Origin of the sequence: Planomonospora sp. ID91781 (assembly GCF_015711595.1) — a bacterium.
GTDB classification, from domain to species: Bacteria; Actinomycetota; Actinomycetes; order Streptosporangiales; family Streptosporangiaceae; genus Planomonospora; species Planomonospora parontospora.
Genome location: NZ_JABTEY010000001.1, coordinates 1,050,691 through 1,070,501, shown reverse-complemented (window position 1 = coordinate 1,070,501; position 19,811 = coordinate 1,050,691). Strand labels below are relative to the sequence as shown.

Sequence of the window (19,811 nt, the reverse complement as noted above, 5' to 3'; positions counted from 1 at the left end):
CCGGGACGCCCCGGGGCGGATCCCGGGGACGGAGGGTCACGACTGGGGCTCGAGCCGCCGCTCCTGGACCTCGAGGGCGCAGCGGAGCTTGGCCATGCCGCGCGAGACCGTGCTCTTGACCGTGCCGACGCTGACGCCCAGGGCCTTGGCGATCTCCGGCTCGGTCATGTCCTCGTAGTAACGCAGCACGATCGCGGCCCGCATCCGGGCGGGCAGCCCGTCGAGCGCCTGCTCCACCCGCTCGGGCAGCTGCCGCTGGACGCTGGGGGCGACCGGCTCGGGCACCTCTCCCGAGGGATACTCCTCCAGCCTGCGCCGCCGCCACCACGAGATGTTGATGTTGACCATCGCCCGGCGCACGTAACCGTCCAGGGCCGCGCGGTCCTCGATGCGCTCCCAGGCCAGGTACGTCTTGGCCAGCGCCGCCTGGAGCAGGTCCTCGGCGTCGTTCGGGTTCCCGGTGACCCGGCGGGCGGCGCGCAGCAGCGCCGGTCCGCGAGCAATGACGTACTCGCGGAACTCGTCGTGGGTCCCCCCGGTCACCGCGATCACCCGCCCCGTGGTCAAGGTGTCTCCCGTGGCCAGAATCGCAGCCGGAGCGTCTGATCCGGCTGAACCGGAATCCAGGTTTCATCCCCTCGGCCGTAAAGATCGCACCAACCGCCCCACCGGCTGACGAAAGACCGTTAGGCGCTGTTTTGCCCAGTCATGGGGGAGAGGCGTTCCACTGGGGAGGGAAATCCTGATACCTGGTCGGATACCTGACGGAATTATCAGGGGAAGCCGACAGCGGGACATCTCCCAGCATGTGACGCTGGCTGGACGTCCCGCCGAGAACAGGAGAACCACGATGCCCCAGCGGAGCGTCGACCGCCGCCGGGCGCTGGCCTCGGCCGCGCTCGGCCGCCCCCTCACCGGCTCCGGCCCCGTTCCCGGTGACGGCGAGCTCCTGCACGCCGTCACCGGCACAGTCCTGGACGCCAGCCCGCACCTGATCGTCATCGAGACCTCGGACGGCGAGGAGGAGCGGCTCGTCATCGCCCCCTGGGCGACCGCCTGGCGCGGGGACACCGTGGCCCCGGCCGACCTGCCTCCCGGCGCCAACGTGGTCATCAGGGCGTTGAAGGCCGGCCGGGTCGTCGACCGGATCTGGGCCGACACCACCCGGATCACCGGCGTGATCCAGGAGGTCGGTCCCGGCGCCCGGGACCGCACGGTCGAGCTCTACTGCGGGCCGCACCGGGGCATGCGGACCGTCGTCGTCCCCTATGCGGTCTCGGGGCGGCTGCGGGTCCGGCATCCGAAGTTCGAACCCGGCTACCTGTTCGACGCCGTCGGCGTCGTCGAGGACGGCGTGGCCCACGTCCGGCTGCCCACGACCTCGCAGCCGCCCTACCGGTGGACGTCCGTACCCGAGCCGCCCCTCGCCTACGGCGGCGCGCAGCCGCACGTCTCGGGCACCGCGACCTGGTCCGACGGCTTCGACTTCGGCGAGCGGGGGGCCGCCTACCCGATGCTGGAGTCCTCCGACGCCGAGTGCGACGAGGTGGGGAGGTCCTGTGCGAGACTGCCGTACCTCGCCCTGGGGTCGGCGCTCGAGGTGCGCAACGTGTGCGCCGGCCGCACCTCGGTCGTACCGGTCGTGACGTGCGGCTGCCTCGCCGGCCGGTTCTGCGACCGGTGCCTGGAGTGCGGCACCTCCCCGCGCGGCCGGATCGCCGAACTGTCCCCCGCCTCCTTCGTGGAGCTCGGCGGGGAGCTGACCAAGGGTTGCTTCAACGCCCGGATCACTTTGGGATGACGTAGGTGACGACGCAGATGACAGAGATGCTGAGGACGATCGCCGCCGCCCAGCTCCCGGTGCTGAGCGTGCTGCTGACCCTCGGTACGGTGGCCAAGATCCGGACCGCCCGGGGCGACAGGGGCCTGGGCGGGATGAGCGGACTGGGGCCGGCCGTGCTGGTGCCCGAGCACTGGCGGGCGCCCGTGATGCTCGGTTGCGCGGCCGGGGAGGCGATCCTGGTGGGCGGGCTGATGGCCACCGGGCATCCCGCCTTCCGGTGGGGGACGACCGCGTTCTTCGCGGTGGCCACCTACGTCCTGTGGGAGTTGCGCCGCCGCCGCCCCGACGTGGGGTGCGGCTGCTTCGGCGAGGTCAGCGCGGTCCCGGTGGGCTTCCGCTCGTTCACCCGCACCGTGGTGCTGACGGCCATGGCGGTCGGAGCCGTGTGGGCCGGACCGGTGCCGGGGTGGTCCGTGCTGGCCGGGATCTCCTGGACCGGAGCGCTGGCGGTGGCCGGAGGGCTGCTGCTGGTCGCCGCGTTCTCCCCGGAGATCGAGGAGACCACCGCCCGGCTCCGGCACCGCGCACCCTGCGAGGAGCGTCCGGCGGACGCCGCGACGGCCGCCGCCCGGCTCCGCTCCAGTACGGCCTGGCGGGCCTACGAGGGGTCGCTGACCAGCGCGGAGCCGGTCGACAGCTGGCGGGAGCTCTGCTGGCGGTTCTTCGTCCATCCGGGCCGGGGCCCGGACGGGGAACCGGTGGACGTGGTCTTCGCCGTCTACCTGAGCGGCCGCAAGCCCGCGGTCAGGGTGGCGCTGGTCGGATCGGACGGGCGGGCGGTCGGGACCGTCCCGCCGCCGGAGCCGGTGACGGCCGCTGACGGGGCCGACGGCTCCCCCGCCCTCGCGGCACACGACCATTGAACTGTATACGGCTGTCTAGGATGAAGGCTAGAGAACCGTAGAGAAGGCTAGGCCGACGCAACCGGGATCGGGGGCCGGGACTCAGACGGGCTGGGAGCGCAGGAACCTGCCGAAGTGCGGGACGGTGAAAGCGATCAGCCCGCGTTCCGCGCTGTAGATCAGTCCCTTCTTGATGAGGCTGTCGCGGGCCGGGGAGAGACTGGAGGGCTTGCGGCCGAGGATCTCCGCCACCTCGGCGGTCGCCACCGGCTCGTCCCCCATCGAGGCGATGGCGTGCATGTAGTCGCGCTCGGCCGGGGTGGCCCGTTCGTACCGGCTGCCGAAGAACCCGACGGCGAGCTCCTCCTCGGCCTCCGGCGCCGAGACCCTGACGTCCTCGGCGGTGATGGGGCTGCGCAGCGCCAGGTCCCAGGCGACCTTGCCGTAGGCCTGCACGAAGTAGGGGTAGCCGTCGGCCGCCTCGTAGAGCGCGTCCAGGGCCTCCCGGGTGAACTCCACCCCCTCGCTCTCGGCCGGGGCGATCAGGGCCAGATCGGCCGCCTCCCGGTCGAGCCGGTCGATCCTGGCGTAGCGGAAGAGCCGCTCGGAGTAGCTCTTGCTGGCCGACAGCACACCGGGCAGGTGCGGCAGCCCTGCGCCGACCACGATCAGCGGCCCGCCGCTCTGGGACAGCTCGTGGCAGGCGGCGCAGAGCGCCGAGACGTCCGCGACCTGGACGTCCTGCATCTCGTCGATGAACAGGGCGATGCCGACACCCAGGTCCGTCGCGACCGCGGCGGCGTCGACGAACAGCTCGGTGAGGTCGATCTCCAGGTCGCCGGAGTCGGCCCGGCCGCGCGCCGCGGGCACGTCGATCGCGGGCGACCAGTGCGAGGTGCCCTTGGCCGCGGACGCGTCGCGCATGGCGAAGGCCTTGAGCACGCCGAGGAACTCCTCGATGCGCTCGGGCGCCCGGTGCCGGGGGGCCAGCTCGCGGACCGCCATGTGCAGGGCGGCGGCCACCGGACGGCGGATCGACCTGTCGGGCCGGGCCTCGATCTTCCCGGTGCCCCACAGCCGCTGCATGGCGATCGACTTGAAGGTGTTGAGCAGGACGGTCTTGCCGACGCCGCGCAGCCCGGTGACGACCATGCTGCGCTCGGGACGGCCGCGGGCCACCCGCTCCAGCACGATCTCGAACTGCCGCAGCTCACGGTCGCGCCCGGCGAGCTCCGGCGGGCGCTGGCCCGCACCGGGGGCGTAGGGGTTGCGCACGGGGTCCACGGTGTCGGACTCTATGACGGGATATAGGGGCCGTCCTAGACTTCGATAGAAAGTGCTACGGCGTCTCGCCCGCGATGGAGCGGGCCCCCTGGGGGCCGGGACGCACACCGCCTGCGGCGGGGCGGGGGGGTCGAGGGTCGCGGACGCCCCTGGGAGCTCCGGCGTCGCGGGCACCACGGCACACCCCCTGCCTGCACGGACGGCGCTCCGGGACGGCACCCGGCGGACATCTCGGACCAGCGACCGAACCCGTGTTCGATCCAATGCCCCAGACTGTAGCGCGCCGTCGAACACAGTGACGAGATTTCCCGGGAAAAGCCCGCCCCAAAGCTCGGCCACCGGTTCCCGCACCCCGCCGGTTCTGCACCCCGCCGGTTCCGTACGCGCCGGACGCCCCCGGACCCTCCCCGCCCTGGCCTTCCCTCGCGAAGGCCGGGCAGTGGATCTCCGGGCATGGCTCTCCAGGCGGGGAGGTCCGGGCCGTGGACCTCTGGACGGGGGAAGGTCAGCCGGTGAGACCCCGCACCAGTGCGACGAGCGCCGCAGCACCGATCAACGCGAGGTAGCCGAGCACCAGCCGGGTGTCCCGGAGCAGGCACCTGCTCCGGGTCAGTCCGGCGCGGCGCGCCCGCAGGTAGCCGGTGAATCCGAGCACCGCGAAGCCGAGCACCACCCATGCCCCGCCGAGCCAGGCCAGCAGTGCCACGGTCGCGTACACGCACAGCCGGAGCGGATCGTACGGCTGCGCGCCGCCCGGTCCCGTCCCCGGCCCCGCCCCGGTCGTGGAACCCGTCCCCGGCCCTGCCCCGCCCGGTTCCGTCCCCGGCCCCGCCCCGGTCATGGAGTCCGTCCCCCGGCCCGGCGGTCGCCCGCCCGTCGCGGGATCCCCGCCGGCGGGAGCCGTGCGCCCCGTCATGTGAGCTCCACCAGCGGGAGCCGTACGCCCGGGTCGGCCGCCGCCACCGCGGAGAGCCGCTGGCGGGAGAGCGCGGGCCAGGCCTGAACGGCGCAGAACGGGGCGCACTGGTCCTGGTCCGCGCGGGTGCCGACGTGGACGCAGCACTGGACCAGCCGCTCCTCCAGCATCGTCGACATGTCCATGAACGGCTTCACGGTGATCCGGACCACCCGCTCGCCGAGCATCCGGCGGAGCCTCCTGCGCCGGCCGGGCAGCGCCGAGGAGGCCAGCGCCAGCAGCGTGGACACGCCCAGGTCGCAGTTCTCGCAGATGTCCCGCCACAGGTCGCCGATCTGCGGGTGCGAGAGCGACGACTGCTCCGACAGCAGCCCGAGCAGCGACTCCTGTACGGCCCGGCGCAGCTCGCGCGGGATCTCCCGGTCGGCGATCCGGTTGGCCACCAGACCGAGATGCTCCTTGAGCCGGTCGTGGCCGATCAGGGCGGTCAGCGACCGCCACGCACCGGCGTCGTCGCGGATCAGGTAGCCGACCGAGCAGCAGTGCGGATGCGAGCACGGCAGCGCGGTCAGGTCTCGCCAGGTGACGGTGCCGCCGGTCTGCAGGCCGAGGCGGGCGAGCACCCCGGTGTGGGTCAGCCGGTCGAGCGGGTCGATCGCCGCCGACCGGCCGGAGCCGAACTGCGGCTGCAGGGAGACGCCGCCCACGTAGGGGGTGTCGAGCGCGAGTCGTACCACGTCGCCGATCTCGCCATCGTTGACGCCGAGGGCCGCGGTCATGACCAGGGTCGTGAAGATCTCCCGCTCCGACAGCCGCCGTACGGCCTCCGCCTTCAGGGCGCGCAGGTCCCCGCCCCGATGGTGGCGCGAGGCCGCGGCGGAGGTCCCGTCGTACTGCAGGTAGACCTCCACCCGCTCGCGGTGCCCGGTGAGCAGGTCGAGCAGCGCGTCGTCGCGGGCGACGGCGATGCCGTTGGTGTTGACCAGGATCCGCGTGACGGGCCGGGCGGTGAGCTCGGCCAGGAGCGTCCCCAGCTCCGGATGGAGGGTGGGCTCGCCGCCGCTCAGCATGAGCACGTCCAGGCGGCCGTTCTCCCGGGCCAGGCGCTGGTCGACGTTGGCCAGGACGTCGGCGACCGGGACCACCCCGCGCAGGTCGGGCGAGGAGCCGGCGAAGCAGGTCGGGCAGCGCAGGTTGCAGGTCTCGGCGATGTCCTCCAGCAGGATGCAGGTGTGCTGGGTCTGCATCTCCGGGAGCCCCCGCAGGTACGCCGCGGGAACGGGGTCGAAGTTCCCGGGGGTGTCGGGGACGTGGGCCTTGGTGGGGGCGGTCCACTCCTCCAGGTAGGCGAGGATCTCCGGGTCCTCGTCGTAGAGGGTGCGTATCAGGCCGTGGACGCGGCAGCCGCGCTCCAGGAAGACCCGGCCGTCGCGGACGGCGAGGTAGCCGGTCAGCCGCGGCACGTCGTGCAGCGGGCGTTCGGGGTCCTCGTCGTGGCAGCGCGGGCAGAAGGCGTTGACGTAGCGGAGGATGCGGTCGCCCCGCAGCCCCATCCCGCCCGTCCCGGCGGTCCCGGCGATCCCGGCGATCCCGGTCACAGGTAGACCCCCGGGTTTATGCCCGTGCAGAATCCCGCGCTGACGATCGAGACCAGCGCCCAGCCGGCCATGAGGCCGATCCCCAGCCCCTTGGACCAGGGTTCGCCCTTCCGGACCAGCAGGATCCCGCCGCCGAAGGTACCCAGCGCCAGGACCACCGCCGCCACCCCGATGCCCACGGGCGATTGGGTGGAGAACGCGAGGAGCGCCATCAGCACGTTGGCCGCGATGAAGACGAGGACGCCGACGAACGCCAGTGCCACGATCACCCCCGTGGAGTCGCCGGACGGGGGCCGCCCCTCCCACCCCGGCGGAGGGCCCGCCGGACCGGACGGAGGGCCCGCCGGACCGGACGGAGGGCCGGGCGGACCGGACGGAGGGCCGGGTTGTCCCGGCGGCCCGTACGGATCCTGCGGACCCTGGGGCGGTTCCCGGGGCAGACCGGGTGGCTCCTCCGGCGGACCGGACGGTCCCCGGGGCGGCTCCTCCGGCGGACCGGGCGGTTCCTGGGGCGGCGTGGTCATGCGCGGGCCTCCTGTCTGCGGATGAGCGCGTCGTAGAAGCCCCGGCGGTAGCCGTACCGGAGCCTGAGGACGACCAGCAGCAGGCCCGGCGCGAGGAACCACTGCGGGCGGGTGAGGTCCAGCCAGACCGTCTCGTTCGCCCGGGTGAACTCCACGAGGAACCGGAAGACGGCGTAGGCCGCGACGTAGAGGGTGAACAGCTCGCCCGGCCGGGTGATCCGGCTCCGCAGCCACCAGAGCGCGCCGAAGGCCGCCAGCTGGAAGGCGGCCTCGTACAGGAACGACGGATGCATGGCCTGCCCGGCCAGGCAGCCGGGGCAGGCGGGTGTGGAGGCGGGGGCGTGCACGCCCCACGGCAGGTCCGTGGGGCGGCCGGGGGCCTCGGTGAGGTGGCAGCCGATCCGACCGACCGCCATGCCGAGCGCGACCGCGGGCGCGAACAGGTCACCGGTCCGCTCCCGGTAGCCGATCAGCCGCTTGGCGACGAGCACTCCCGCGTAGGCGCCGGTCAGCCCGCCCAGAATGCTCCGGGAGCCGAACATCCAGGCTTCCAGCAGGCTCGGGTTGAGCGCCGGGTCGAGGTGCTCGGCCCAGCCGGACAGCCGCATGCCGACCGCCCCGCCGACCAGCGCCCCGGTGACCGCCACCAGCGACTGCTCGGCCGGCGCGCCCCGGCGGCGGGCCTCGGCGACGAAGACCACCGCGGCGGCCAGCACCCCCAGGACGACGAAGAGGCCGTGCACGGGCACGGACCGTCCCGCGATCCCGATCACCGGCTCCATCCCGCCACAGTAGATGCGAGAACGCCTCCGGACCACCACCTCCGCCGAGCCGGAGACCGTGCCCGGGCGCGCCCGGACTCGCGCTCGGACGTGCCCGGGTTCGACGGGACCGCATGCGGTGGAACCGTATGTCGCGGGACCGCGTGCGGCGGGACCGGAAGAGCGCACCGGCACCCGCCGCGACCGGTCGACTACGCTGATGAGTCGTCGTGCCGGTCCGTTGTGAGGGGGCAGCAGGTGGGAAGGTCTCCGTCCATGACGCGCGTCCGGACCGCCCTCGCCATGACCGCCGCCTACCTCGCGGTGAGCGCCTGCGGCGGTTCCGAACCCGTCACCGCGCCCACGACACCGCCCCCGCCGCCCAGCCCGCGCCCCTCGTCGCCGTCCCCCTCGCCCTTACCCTCGCCGACGGATTCGCCGACCGCGACCCCGTCGGCGACCCCGTCCCCCCCGCCCGGCGGAACGGACGGGCCGGCCGGAACGCCCTCCCCGCAGGCGTCGCCGTCCGCCGGGGCCGCCTCACCGCCCCCGTCGCAGACGCAGCCCCCGGCCGCGCCCCCGGAGTTCGCCGCGAAGGTCTCCCGCGTCAACCGCGAGCGCCTGCCGTACTCCTGGCGCAAGGGCTGCCCCGTCCCGGTCAGGGACCTGCGGCTGATCACGATGACCTACTGGGGCTTCGACGACCGGCCGCACACCGGCGAGCTGGTCGTGCACGAGGACGTCGCCGACGACGTCGTCACCGTCTTCGGCCGGCTGTACGACTGGCGCTGGCCGATCTACCGGATGGTGCTCGTCGACGTCTACAAGGGCGACGACTTCGACTCGATCGACGCCGACAACACCTCGGCCTTCAACTGCCGCCCGGCGACCGGCTCCAGCAGCTGGTCGCGGCACGCGTACGGCAAGGCCATCGACATCAACCCCCGCGAGAACCCCTACGTCTCCGCGGACGGTTCGGTCGCCCACCGGAACGCCCGCAGGTTCGCCAAGCGCCCGGTGAAGGCCCCCGGTGTGATCAACCCCGGCGACAAGGTCGTCCGCGCCTTCGAGAGGCTCGGCTGGGAGTGGGGCGGCTCGTGGTCCGGGATTAAGGACTACCAGCACTTCAGCAAGGGCGGCGGCTGAGACCCGGGTCGGCTCTACGGCTTCGTGCGAGAACAGGACACGGCGTGCCGACCCGGTCCGGAGTCACCGGAGTCACAGGAAGCGGCGCGGTTCGGCCGGCGAACTCGAGACGCCGGTCGGCCGGCGAACTCGAGACGCCGGTCGGCCGGCGGGCAGGGGAAGTGGCAGGAGCAGGGGAAGTGGAAGTGGCGGGGCCCGCCGATATGCGGGCCCTGCCCCTTCGCTCAGTCTTCGCCGTGCCAGGTGCGCAGTTCGCAGCGCGCCTGGTGCCGGCTGCGGCGACGCTCCTGACGCCGGAGGTGGTATCCCTCGCGCCCCCCGCCGACACCACCGCAGTCGAACACATAGTAGGCGGTGGCGCGCCAGTGACAGCCGCTCGTGCGGTGGTTCAGGGACGCGCTGTCGGCGGTGATCTCGTGGCGTCGTCTCCACACCCGTGTACTGTCCGGCGGGCCTCCGCCGGTTCCCCGCGTCCGGGACATCTCGTCCACGGCGCGGCGGTGGACGCGGGTCCGTGACCGGTGATCGCGCAGGACGGCGTCGCCGTACGGCGGCACCGCCGGGCGCGTCGGCCTCGGGGTCACTCCCGCCGGATCTCGGTTCACCCCCGGCGGATCTCCCAGACCACGTCGACGCCGGTCTCCGCGGGCGCCACCGGTTCCCGGGGCACCCGGCCGACCTCGCGGTAGCCCAGGCGCCGGGGCACGGCGCCGCTCACGTGGTTCGCCGCATCGTGTTTGATCACGATCCGCTCGATCCCCGGCAGGGCGAGCCCCTCGGCGGTGAGCGCCCCGGCCGCGGCCGTCATGTGCCCGCGGCCGGTGTGGCCGCCGTGCAGCCAGTAGCCGATCTCCAGGGCGCCGGGGCCGACGCGGGCCATCAGACTGATGGATCCGACGACCGGGCCGCCGTCGGCGGGCCGGAGGACGTAGGCGAACTCGGTGCCCCCGGCCCAGCCCTCCTCCGCGCGCCGGATCCAGCCGAGGGCGTCCTCGACGGAGTGCCCGTCGTGGGCCCAGGGCATCCACGGCTGCAGGTGCGCGATGGACTCGCTGATCGCCGCCGCGACGCCTTCTGCGTCGGCCTCCCGCACCCGGTGGAGCACGACGGATCCGGCGACGATCTTTTCGGCAGGGGATACCTGTTCCATCGGAACATACTGGTAGAAGCACCCTCACCGGTGCAATCGAGATATCGGCGGACACGAGCCCTCGGCACGGCCGGGGCCGCACGTCCCGCCGCCGGGACGTGCGACGACGTGCCCGCATGGACTCCGGACGCGGCCGGACCGCGCGTCCCGCCGTCACCCGCAGGGCACGCGTTCCGGGCCGGACCCCGCCGGGCAGTACCTCCACCAGGGGGCCGCCGGTGTCCCCAGGCCGGATGGTCGCACACGGTGACCGCTCCGACCCCTGGTAAAAGATCCGAGCTGAGGCATCATGGACGCTATGACGGTGGGGGACGGTGACGGCTGGGCCCGGTGCGACCGAGGCCACCGGCACTGGGGCGTGTACGGCGCGTCCGGATTGCTCGCCGTCCACCACGACTCCGCGGGCACCCCTCACGTCCTCATGCAGAAGCGCTCCCTGTGGAGCCACCACGGCGGCACCTGGGGCCTGCCCGGCGGCGCCCGCGACAGCCACGAGGACGCGATCACCGGCGCCCTGCGCGAGGCCCGCGAGGAGGCCGCCCTGCACGGCGACGGCCTCCGCGTGCAGGGCGTCTACCTGGACGACCACGGGGGCTGGTCCTTCGAGACGGTGATCGCCGAGGCCGACGGCCTGCTGCCCGCGGTCCCGGCCAGCAGCGAGAGCGCCGACCTGCGCTGGCTGCCCGCCGAGGAGATCGCCGCCAGGAGGCTCCACCCCGGCTTCGCGGAGACCTGGCCCGCGCTCAGGCCCGCCCTCGGCCCCCTGGTGCTCGTCCTCGACGCCGCCAACATCGTCGGCGCGCGCGCCGAGCACGGCTGGTGGAAGGACCGCGCCGGGGCGACCGCCAAGCTGCTCTCCGAGGTCGCGGCCCTCGCCGAGGGCGGCCTGCACGCCGTACCCGGACACGTGCCGCCCCTGGCCCGCTGGTTCCCCCGGATCGTCACGGTCGTCGAGGGCGCCGCCCGGGAGGTGACCGCGCCACCCGGCCTCACCGTCCTGGCCGCGCCGGGCAGCGGAGACGACATGATCGTGCGGGCCGTACGGGAGACCTCCGCCTGGGAGCGCGTCCTCGTCGTCACCGCCGACCGCGCCCTGCGCGACCGCGTCACCGAACTCGGCGCCGAGGTCACCGGGCCGAGGTGGCTGCTGTCGCAATTGTGAACGTTCTCCTGGTGTGGTCGCCTTCCTAACCTGGTCGTTCTCCCGGTGTGAACGGTTTCCGGTGTGGTCGTCCTCCTGGCGTGACGGTTTCCGGGGGGAGTGGTTCCGGGCGTGAGCGGGCCGCCGGGTCAGCGGGTGCCGGGCTGGAGGAGTCCCGACTCATAGGCGGCGATGACCGCCTGCACCCGGTCGCGCAGGCCCAGCTTCATCAGGACGTTGCTCACGTGCGTCTTGACCGTGTGCTCGCTGACCACCAGCTCGGCGGCGATCTCCGCGTTGGACAGCCCCCTGCCCAGCAGGACCAGCGTCTCGCGTTCGCGCTGGGTCAGCCCGCCCAGCCCGCCCGGTCTGCCCGGCCCGGACGGCCCGGACGGGACCGGAGCCGGGCGCGGGCGCCTGCTCACCATGTCGTCGATCAGCCGCCTGGTCACGGACGGGGCCAGCAGCGAGTCCCCGGCCGCCACGACGCGGACCGCGTGGACCAGGTCGTCCCGGCGCACGTCCTTGAGCAGGAAGCCGCTCGCCCCGGCGTGCAACGCGTCGTAGACGTAGTCGTCCTGGTCGAAGGTGGTGAGCATGAGGACCCGGGTGGCGGTCTCCGCGCACACCGTGCGGGCGGCCTCGATGCCGTCCATGCGGGGCATCCGGATGTCGAGGAGCAGCACGTCCGGCCGGTGCCCGCGGACGGCCGCGATCGCCTCGATCCCGTCACCGGCCTCCCCGGCGACCGTGATGTCCGGCTGCGCGTCCAGGATCATCGCGAAGCCGCTGCGCACCAGTTCCTGATCGTCGGCGATCACCACGCTGATCGTCACCGGGTCACCGCCGCGGCCCCGTGGAAGGGGAGCCGTACGGACACCCGGAACCCGGTCCCGTCCGGGGCGGGGCCGAACGCGGCGGTGCCCCCGCAGGCCGCGGCCCGCTCGCGGATGCCGATCAGCCCCTCACCGCCCCGCTCACGGATGCCGGTCCGCTCGTCGCCATCCCGTCCGCCGGTCCGCTCGCCGCCGCCCCGTCCGCCGTTCCGTTCACCGCCGGTCCGCTCGCCGCCACCCCGTCCATCGCCGCCCCGTCCACCGCTCCCCCTGCCGTCGTCGGTGACAGTGATCATGAGTGCGTCGTCCTTCCAGTCGAGGCGGACCTCCGCCGTGGCGGCGCCGGCGTGCCTGACGATATTGGTGAGCGACTCCTGGACGATCCGGTAGGCCGCCACCTCGACGTCGGCGGGCGGTTCCGCCGGGGTGCCGGCGGTGGCCAGGGACACCCGGAGGCCGCCCGACACGACCCGGCCGACCAGGTCGGGGATCCGGTCCAGGGTGGGCTGCGGGTCCCTCGGCCCCGCGGACTCCTTCAGCAGGCCGAGCATCCGCCGGAGCTGCGCCATCGCCTCCCGGCCCGCGCCGGCGATCGTCTCGAAGGCGGCCTCCGCCCGTTCCGGGTTCGACCGTACGGCGAGCGGCCCGGCCTCGGCCTGGACGACCATGACGCTCACCGCGTGGGCGAGGATGTCGTGCATGTCCCGGGCGATCCTGGCGCGCTCGCGTTCCGCCGCGCGCTCCGCCTCGATCTCGCGCTCGCGCTCCAGCCGTACGGCCCGCTCCTCCAGCCCGGCGGTGTAGGCGCGGTGCATCGCCACGGCCCTGCCGAGCGCGTAGGCGGCGGCCCAGGTCACCATCCCCCGCACGAACGTGGGCACGGAGCCCACCGAGAGCAGGGAGCCGCAGAGGACGATCGCGGCCCCGGCGAAACGCCGCCCGCGGGGACAGCGTTCGGCCACGGTGTAGGTGGCGACCAGCCAGCCGTACCAGATGGGCTGGGCCGGGTTGTCTGGGTCGTTGAGGGAGTACAGGCCCGAGGCGGCGAGGGTGAGGACCAGCACCGCGAACGGGTACCGGCGGCGCGCGAGCAGCGGCAGCGCGGAGGCGAGGACGGGGAGGTAATGGGCCACCGTCCACGGCCCCTCGGCGAGGCGGCGCGTCTCGTACAGGAACGGCACCGACTGGGCGGCGAGCACCAGGACGGTCAGCGCCACGTCCGGCACGACGGGCGGAAGCGCTCGCACCCGCCCGGCCAGGGAGCCGGTCAATCCGTCGACCAGAGGGGAGATGGACATGGCACCGGAGTATCCAGGACGGCCCGGGGCCGCCGACTCCCCCGTGCAGGGGATCTCCGCGACCCGCCGGGGCCCGGCGTCGCCCGTGCGGGGGATGTCCGCGACCCGCCGAGGCCCGGCGTCACCGGTGCGGGGGAGGTGCTCCCCCGCACGGGGGAGCCGGGGAACCGCTCCCACCGGCGATCTTTTCCGAGCCCGTGGAGGCCAGGCTCGGAAACGCACACCGACCCGTTGGGAGCCCCCGCAATGAACGTCCGCACCGCCTTCGTCGCCGCACCCCTGCTCGTCTTCGCCTACGGGGTGATCCGGATCCTCGACGGCCTCGACGGCAGCCGGGGCCCCGGCCTCGCCTGGACCGCCGGCCACCTCGCCTTCCTCGCGGCCCTGGCCCTGTTCGTGCCGATCTTCTGGGAGATGCGCCGGATGGCGGGCCGGAAAGCCGTCGCCACCGTGAGCGCCGCCCTCGGGACCGCCGGGCTGCTCGCCCTCACCGCGCAGTTCGCCATCGACATCGTGATCGGGTTCATGTCCGCCGACCACGACGCCATGGGCGTGCTGTTCGACCGGGTGCAGGCCGTTCCGGGCGTCTCGTTCGTGGTCTACGACGGCGTCCCCCTGCTGTTCTTCGCCGCCCAGTTCGCCCTCGTCCTGCAGCTCGCCGTCGCCGGCCGGGTCAGGGCCTGGACGCCCGTCCTGGTCATGGCCGACCTGCTGCTCCCGTTCTTCGAGAAGGACCTGATCCCGCTGGGCGCGCTGTTCCTGCTCGTCTCCTTCGCCCCGCTCGCCCGCAGGTCCGTCGCGGCCGTATCCACGGCCCCCACCACCCCCGCCGCCGCCGTGTCCAGGTGAATGTTCCACGTGGAACATCGGGGCGCCCGGCGCGCAGGGAACGTCTGGCACGATGGGGACCATGTCTCATCTCCACACCGATCCGCCGCGGGCGTGGACGGATGAGGACGGACCGGTCCCGCCGGACTCCTGGGGCCGCGAGCTCTCCCCGGGGCGCGCCCTCCCCTGGGGCTTCATGCTCGTCATCGTCCTGCTGGTCGTGGGACGGTTCGCACTCGCCCCCCACCTGACCTCGGCGGCTCTGCGGACCTGGGCCACGATCTTCGTGGCCATCTGCGTGCAGGCCCTGCCGTTCCTGGTCTTCGGGGTCGCCCTGTCCGCCGCGATCACCGCTTTCGTCCCGGCCTCGTTCTGGACCAGGGCGCTGCCCGGACGCCCCTCGGTGGCCGTGCCCGTCGCCGGGATGGCGGGCGCGGTGCTCCCGGGCTGCGAGTGCGCGTCGGTCCCGGTCGCCTCGGGGCTGATGGCCCGGGGGGTCACCCCGGCCGCCGCGCTCGCCTTCCTGCTCGCCTCACCCGCGATCAACCCGATCGTGCTGGTCGCGACCGCCGTCGCCTTCCCCGGCCAGCCGCTGATGGTCGCCGCCAGGTTCGGCGCCTCGCTGACCGTGGCGGTGCTCGTCGGCTGGCTCTGGCTGCGGTTCGGCCGGAGCGAGTGGCTGCGGATCCCGTCCCGCCCGCACGACGGGGGCTCGAAGCTCGTCGCGTTCGGCGAGGCCATGCGGCACGACCTGCTGCACGCCGGCGGGTTCCTCATCGTCGGCGGCCTGGCCGCCGCCACGCTCAACGTGCTCGTCCCCCGCGAGTGGCTGACCGCCGTGGCCGCGATCCCCTGGCTGGCGGTGCTGGTCATGGCCCTGCTCGCCGTGCTGCTGTCGATCTGCTCGGAGGCCGACGCGTTCGTGGCCGCCTCGATGACCGCGTTCTCCCCCACCGCGAAGCTCGCCTTCCTGGTGGTCGGGCCGATGGTCGACCTCAAGTTGATCGCGTTGCAGGCCGGCACGTTCGGCCGCGCGTTCGCGGTCAGGTTCGTCCCGTTGACCTTCGCGCTCGCCGTGCTGGTGAGCGCCCTGTGCGGATGGTTGCTGCTTTGACGTCCTCCCCCTTCCCGGCGTCCCCGTACGGCTCGCGCTCCCTGTCCGGCTCGCGGTCCCCGTACGGCTTTCGGTCCCCGTGCGGCCCGGAGGGTGGGGTCCGCGCCCGGGAGGTCCGGTGAACCGCCTGTCCCAGAGCCTGGTCCTGGCTCTCCTGGGGGGTGCCGTGCTGCGGATCTCGGCTTTCTCCACGACCTACCTGAACTACGTGAAGCCCGGTTTCCGGCCGTTCCTGATCGGTGCGGGGGCGGTGCTGCTGATCCTCGGCGCCACCGGACTGGTCCAGGCGTGGCGGGCCAAGGAGGGGCACCGGAACGGGCCCGTGCACGACCGCCGGAACGAGGACGGCGCCGGGGACGGATCCGTGCACGACCAAGGGGACGGAGCCGGGGACGGAGCCGGGGACGGCGCCGGCCACGCAGACCGCCATGGGCATGAGCATGAGCACGGGCACGGGCACGGGCATGGGCATGAGCACGGGCACGAAGGGCCGCGGGTCGCCTGGCTGATGTGCCTGCCGGTGTTCGCCATCTTCCTGATCGCGCCGCCCGCCCTGGGCTCGTTCGCCGCCGCCCGCTCCGATGACACGCCCCGGCCCCGGTCGCAGGCTCTCAGCGCCTTCACCCCGCTGACCGGCGACGGTCCGGTGGACATGAAGATCGGCGAGTTCATCGGCCGGGCCTGGGACGACGAGAAGAAATCCCTGACCGGCCGCCAGGTCCGGCTGACCGGCTTCGCCGTACCGTCCAGGAAGCAGGGCCAGTGGTACCTCACCCGCATGCAGCTGGCCTGCTGCGCCGCGGACGCCTTCCCGCTGAAGGTCGTGGTCAAGGGGGTCCCCGCACCGGCCGCCGACACCTGGGTCGAGGTGACCGGCACCTGGATCCCCCCGAAGTTCGAGAAGATGCCCAACGGGGTAGTCCATCCGGAGCTGTCCGCCACGGGTCTGGTGAAGATCGACGCCCCCGTCGAGCCGTACGAGGACTAGGAACGGGAGGGACCCGTGGATCTCGGCCTGGCCCTGGCCCAGTACGGCCCGTTCGCCTCCCTCGGCAGCGTGACGGCAGTCGCCCGGGCGGCGGAGGAGCTCGGATACGACAGCGTCTGGGTCGGTGACCGGTTGCTGACGCCGCTGGCTCCACAGGATCCGTATCCCGGCGGCGGCACCGTCCCGCCGCGGCACCGGACGTTCCTGGACCCGTTCGCCGTGCTGTCGGTCGCGGCGGCCGTGACCGGCCGGGTCCGGCTGGGGTCCAGCACGCTCAACGCCTGCTGGTACCCGCCCGCGGTGCTGGCCCGCTCCCTGGCCACGCTCGACCGGCTCAGCGGCGGGCGCGCGGTCGCCGGATTCGGACTGGGCTGGTCCCGCGACGAGTACGCCGCCGTCGGCGTGCCGTGGCGGGGACGCGGGGCCCGGCTGGAGGCGGCCCTGGACGCGCTGGAGGCGATCTGGTCGTCCGATCCCGTGGCGTACGACTCGGACCTCTGGTCGATCGCGCCGAGCGTCATCGGCCCGAAACCGGCCCGACTCCCCGTCTACCTGGCCGGATTCGCACCCGCCGCGTTGGACCGGGTCGGCCGTCGGGCCGACGGCTGGCTCACCGCCGCGCTGCCCGTCCCCGTGCTGACCGGCATGTGGTCGCGCGTCCGGCGGGCCGCGGAGCGGGCGGGCCGCGACCCCGACCGGCTGCGCATGGTCCTGCGGATCAACCCGCACGTCACCGAGGTCCCCGCGGCGGCGGAGGCGCTGCCGCACACCGGGACCGTCGCGCAGATCGCGGGCTACCTGGCCGCCGCGGTCGAGGCCGGGGCCCACGAGCTCCTCGTCGACCTCCAGCTGACCGCCGCCGACGACGACCACCTGCTCGCACTCGCCACCGCCTTCCGGGACGCCCTGAGACGCTGACACCTGCGCCTCGAGGACCCGAGGTCCCGTGAAGCCCTGAGACCCTGAAGCCCTGAAATCCGGTGAAATCCCAAGATCCGGAGGCCTGAGGCCCCGAGGTCCGGATGGACCGGTGCTCTCCATCGCCGCTCGGGGACGAGCGGCGTTACGATCACCGCATCCGTTCCCACCGGCCCCGGAGACCGAAGTGGGCTACCCGCCGCAGTACGGCCCGCCGCTCAGGGGCGAGACGGGCCGCGGCCTGACCGTGATCGTCCTCATGGTCGCCGGCCTGATCATCGGGACGGTCATCGCCGTGCTCACGGTGCTGGACCCGTCCGCGGCGCAGGACTCCCCGCCGACCTCCGCGGGCACCTCGGACGCTCCGGGCGACGCCCGCACGGAGGAGGCGGTACGGCAGGCCGCCCAGGCCGCGTTCGACGCCTACGCGGACGGGCGGTCCGGTGACTTCTGGGACCTGTGGAGCACCCGGGCCCGGTCGTCGATCACACGTGAGGAGTACGTGCGGCTGTTCCAGCTCTGCCCCCAGCTCGTCGCCGGTGCGGCGTTCACCGTCGCCGACGTCTACGTCACCGGTGACACCGCCCTGGTGTCGGCGAGCCGTACCGGGGACCCGACGCCCTACGACTACGACTTCGTCCGGGAGGACGGCTCGTGGCGGCACGTCCCGCCACCGGAGGAGCAGGAGGAGTACCGGGCCAAGGGCGTCGACCGGATCGTCGCGGAACGCCGGACCGCCGGCACCTGCGGCACCCCCGCTCCCACCACCCCCTCCGATCCCGCTTCCTCAACTCCCTCCGATCCCGCCTCCTCCGCCCCCTCCGATCCCGCCACCTCCTTCACTCTCCCGACCGGCTGAACCCGGGGCCACCGGATCCTCCGCCCACTCCGCCTCCCCGCCCTCCCCGGCCGGTCGGACCCCGGGGTCACCGCGCCGGAAAGGGCTGCCATGACGGGGATTCGGGGCTACTGTCGATGGCATGGCCTTCCCCCTGCCGTCACGGCGTGATGACGACAAGCCGGGCGAGTCCCGGTCCGGCGGGAGCACCGGCGCGGACACGCCGGGGATCCCGATGTGGCTGGCCCACCTGCAGCCCCGCGACGCCTCCGACGGCGAGGGCTCCGCCACCTCCGTCACCATCGAGCTGGACCGGGCCGACTACGAGGCGCTGACCCGCAAGGCGAGGTCGGACGGGAAGCGGGTCGCCGACGTCGTGCGCGCGGCCGTACAGCGGGAGATCGGCAACAAGCCGCACGTCATCGCTCTGATCCGCCGCTGGGATCTGAACCGCGAGGACCTCGACTCCGCCGCCGACGCGCTCGGTGTCGACCGCCTCTCCGACGAGGAGTGGAGCCAGATCAGCACGCGCCGGAGCCGGAGGATCTGACCATGCTCCCCGGTCGGGTCCTCGATGTCAGCGCGTTGATCGACATCGCCGTCGCCAAGACCAAGTACGCGCGGGCCGTCACCGCCACCTGCCTGAGCAGCGGCGGCGGCATCTGCGTGCCCGCCACCGCCCTGGCGGCCGTCTACTCCATCGCCCCGCTCTCCACCCAGGTGGAGCTGTTCGAGCTGGTCTCGACGCCCGGCGTGAAGGTCGACGACTTCACCTCCGGCAAGGTGGGCGACATCGCGGAGATCCTGGACGGCTCGCGGGACGTCACCGCCGGTCACGTCATCTGGTGCGCCCGGAACACCCGGTGGCCGATCCTGACCGACCGGGGCGAGCAACTGGCCGTCTACGACCCCCACGTCATGATCGACTCCCTGCCGTAGTCCCGACCGGAGTACGGCAGGCGCACGGGCGGCGGACGGCCGCCGGACCCGGCAGGATCTTCGCTCACTCCCGGGCCAGTCGAAGGCCTCGGGCCGATCAAAGGCCCCGAGCAGGTCGGAGCGCCGGTCGAAGGCCTCATGTCGAAGGTCTCGGGCCGATCGAAGGTCCCAGGCAGGTCGGAGCGCCGGTCGAAGGCCTCGGACGGGTCAGAGGTCAGCCGAAGGCGAGCAGCCGGCCGAGGACGCCGGATTCGAGGACGATGACCGCGCCGATCACGATGAAGACGGCGGGGACGAGCCAGTGCCCGGACCGCTCGACCGCGGCGGCGACCTTCCGGTGGGAGCCGAGCCACGCCCCGGCCGCGCACCAGAGCGCGGTCAGCACGGCGAAGACCACCATGGTGACCAGCCCCGAGGTGACGCCGATGGTCCGGAACACCGGGGTGTACACCGAGATGTTGTCCGCGCCGTTGGCGACGGTGACCCCCGCCACCGACAGCAGGCCGCTCGCGACCGCGGGAGCGGTCTCCTGCCCCGAGCGGGCGGCGCGGAGGGCTCCGGCCAGGCTCCACAGGCCGAGTCCCAGCGGGACCAGGCCGAGGAGTCCCGCCCACTCGTCGGGGACGACGGTGAGACCGAGCGCCGCCACGGCCGAGACGGCGACCAGCACGGCGATGCCGGCGTACTGACCGGCGACGATCTGCCAGGGCCGGGGCCGGCCTCCGGCACGGGAGGACAGGAACAGCACGGTCAGGACGATGACGTCGTCGATGTTGGTTCCGGCGAAGACGGCCGCGGCCGTACCGATCGTCCCGAGAAGACCGTCCATGGCCGATCAGCGTAGGCG

General features: G+C 73.5%; 21 protein-coding genes. 11 read left to right on the top strand and 10 right to left on the bottom strand.

What is annotated here, in order from left to right:
- Positions 1 to 36: 36 nt before the first annotated feature.
- Positions 37 to 567, bottom strand: a complete 531-nt coding sequence (locus HS048_RS04955; RefSeq protein ID WP_230880733.1) for a SigE family RNA polymerase sigma factor — start codon at positions 565 to 567, stop codon at positions 37 to 39.
- 283 nt (positions 568 to 850) lie between these two features.
- Here HS048_RS04955 and HS048_RS04950 point away from each other — a divergent pair, with 283 nt between their 5' ends.
- Together HS048_RS04950 and HS048_RS04945 are read left to right on the top strand one after the other, a co-directional pair.
- A complete protein-coding gene (locus HS048_RS04950; RefSeq protein ID WP_196466281.1) occupies positions 851 to 1,801 on the top strand; it encodes a hypothetical protein in 951 nt (316 codons plus the stop codon).
- A 17-nt stretch (positions 1,802 to 1,818) separates the two neighbouring features.
- A complete protein-coding gene (locus HS048_RS04945; protein WP_196466280.1) occupies positions 1,819 to 2,706 on the top strand; it encodes a MauE/DoxX family redox-associated membrane protein in 888 nt (295 codons plus the stop codon).
- Positions 2,707 to 2,787: 81 nt separating this feature from the next.
- Here HS048_RS04945 and HS048_RS04940 read toward each other — a convergent pair whose 3' ends face one another.
- From HS048_RS04940 to HS048_RS04920, 5 genes are all read right to left on the bottom strand, one after another.
- The gene (locus tag HS048_RS04940; RefSeq protein WP_196466279.1) at positions 2,788 to 3,969 is read right to left on the bottom strand and encodes an ATP-binding protein; all 1,182 of its coding nucleotides are present in this window, start codon (positions 3,967 to 3,969) and stop codon (positions 2,788 to 2,790) included.
- 505 nt (positions 3,970 to 4,474) lie between these two features.
- Positions 4,475 to 4,885, bottom strand: a complete 411-nt coding sequence (locus HS048_RS36810; RefSeq protein WP_230880732.1) for a hypothetical protein — start codon at positions 4,883 to 4,885, stop codon at positions 4,475 to 4,477.
- Positions 4,882 to 6,483, bottom strand: a complete 1,602-nt coding sequence (locus tag HS048_RS04930) for a radical SAM protein (RefSeq protein WP_307832369.1) — start codon at positions 6,481 to 6,483, stop codon at positions 4,882 to 4,884. The genes HS048_RS36810 and HS048_RS04930 overlap by 4 nt, the downstream gene beginning before the upstream one ends.
- Entirely contained in the window at positions 6,480 to 6,752 is a 273-nt protein-coding gene (locus HS048_RS04925) for a hypothetical protein (protein ID WP_157237479.1), read from the bottom strand. The genes HS048_RS04930 and HS048_RS04925 overlap by 4 nt, the downstream gene beginning before the upstream one ends.
- Positions 6,753 to 7,003: 251 nt before the next feature.
- Positions 7,004 to 7,789: a prolipoprotein diacylglyceryl transferase gene (locus HS048_RS04920; protein WP_196466278.1), complete on the bottom strand. Its 786-nt coding sequence runs from the start codon at positions 7,787 to 7,789 to the stop codon at positions 7,004 to 7,006.
- A gap of 255 nt (positions 7,790 to 8,044) precedes the next feature.
- Here HS048_RS04920 and HS048_RS04915 point away from each other — a divergent pair, with 255 nt between their 5' ends.
- The gene (locus HS048_RS04915; RefSeq protein ID WP_230880731.1) at positions 8,045 to 8,914 is read left to right on the top strand and encodes a M15 family metallopeptidase; all 870 of its coding nucleotides are present in this window, start codon (positions 8,045 to 8,047) and stop codon (positions 8,912 to 8,914) included.
- A 601-nt stretch (positions 8,915 to 9,515) separates the two neighbouring features.
- Here the strand turns inward: HS048_RS04915 and HS048_RS04910 are convergent.
- Positions 9,516 to 10,064, bottom strand: coding sequence for a GNAT family N-acetyltransferase (locus HS048_RS04910; protein WP_068897853.1), 549 nt, complete (start codon positions 10,062 to 10,064; stop codon positions 9,516 to 9,518).
- 298 nt (positions 10,065 to 10,362) lie between these two features.
- Between HS048_RS04910 and HS048_RS04905 the strand changes: the two genes are divergently transcribed.
- Positions 10,363 to 11,226, top strand: coding sequence for an NUDIX hydrolase (locus HS048_RS04905; protein ID WP_196466277.1), 864 nt, complete (start codon positions 10,363 to 10,365; stop codon positions 11,224 to 11,226).
- A gap of 128 nt (positions 11,227 to 11,354) precedes the next feature.
- Here the strand turns inward: HS048_RS04905 and HS048_RS04900 are convergent, their stop codons facing one another.
- Together HS048_RS04900 and HS048_RS04895 are read right to left on the bottom strand one after the other, a co-directional pair.
- Positions 11,355 to 12,041 (bottom strand): response regulator transcription factor, encoded by a 687-nt coding sequence (locus HS048_RS04900; RefSeq protein ID WP_196466276.1) that lies wholly within the window; start codon positions 12,039 to 12,041, stop codon positions 11,355 to 11,357.
- Complete coding sequence (locus HS048_RS04895) at positions 12,038 to 13,339, bottom strand: sensor histidine kinase (RefSeq protein WP_196466275.1); 1,302 nt, start codon at positions 13,337 to 13,339, stop codon at positions 12,038 to 12,040. Before HS048_RS04895 ends, HS048_RS04900 begins: the two co-directional genes overlap by 4 nt.
- A gap of 246 nt (positions 13,340 to 13,585) precedes the next feature.
- Here HS048_RS04895 and HS048_RS04890 point away from each other — a divergent pair, with 246 nt between their 5' ends.
- The 7 genes from HS048_RS04890 (at position 13,586) to HS048_RS04860 (ending at position 18,964) form a co-directional block, all read left to right on the top strand.
- Positions 13,586 to 14,188 carry a hypothetical protein gene (locus HS048_RS04890; protein ID WP_196466274.1) on the top strand — a complete coding sequence of 201 codons (603 nt, stop codon included), beginning with the start codon at positions 13,586 to 13,588 and terminating at the stop codon, positions 14,186 to 14,188.
- Between the two features lie 61 nt (positions 14,189 to 14,249).
- Positions 14,250 to 15,281: a permease gene (locus HS048_RS04885; RefSeq protein ID WP_196466273.1), complete on the top strand. Its 1,032-nt coding sequence runs from the start codon at positions 14,250 to 14,252 to the stop codon at positions 15,279 to 15,281.
- Positions 15,282 to 15,399: 118 nt separating this feature from the next.
- Positions 15,400 to 16,269 (top strand): TIGR03943 family protein, encoded by an 870-nt coding sequence (locus HS048_RS04880; protein ID WP_196466272.1) that lies wholly within the window; start codon positions 15,400 to 15,402, stop codon positions 16,267 to 16,269.
- Positions 16,270 to 16,284: 15 nt separating this feature from the next.
- Positions 16,285 to 17,187 carry a TIGR03619 family F420-dependent LLM class oxidoreductase gene (locus tag HS048_RS04875; protein WP_196466271.1) on the top strand — a complete coding sequence of 301 codons (903 nt, stop codon included), beginning with the start codon at positions 16,285 to 16,287 and terminating at the stop codon, positions 17,185 to 17,187.
- Between the two features lie 187 nt (positions 17,188 to 17,374).
- Positions 17,375 to 18,046, top strand: coding sequence for a hypothetical protein (locus HS048_RS04870; RefSeq protein WP_196466270.1), 672 nt, complete (start codon positions 17,375 to 17,377; stop codon positions 18,044 to 18,046).
- A gap of 121 nt (positions 18,047 to 18,167) precedes the next feature.
- Positions 18,168 to 18,575: a hypothetical protein gene (locus HS048_RS04865; RefSeq protein WP_068897844.1), complete on the top strand. Its 408-nt coding sequence runs from the start codon at positions 18,168 to 18,170 to the stop codon at positions 18,573 to 18,575.
- A 2-nt stretch (positions 18,576 to 18,577) separates the two neighbouring features.
- Complete coding sequence (locus HS048_RS04860; protein ID WP_196466269.1) at positions 18,578 to 18,964, top strand: hypothetical protein; 387 nt, start codon at positions 18,578 to 18,580, stop codon at positions 18,962 to 18,964.
- Positions 18,965 to 19,178: 214 nt separating this feature from the next.
- Here HS048_RS04860 and HS048_RS04855 read toward each other — a convergent pair whose 3' ends face one another.
- Entirely contained in the window at positions 19,179 to 19,793 is a 615-nt protein-coding gene (locus HS048_RS04855) for a cadmium resistance transporter (RefSeq protein WP_196466268.1), read from the bottom strand.
- Positions 19,794 to 19,811: the final 18 nt, after the last annotated feature.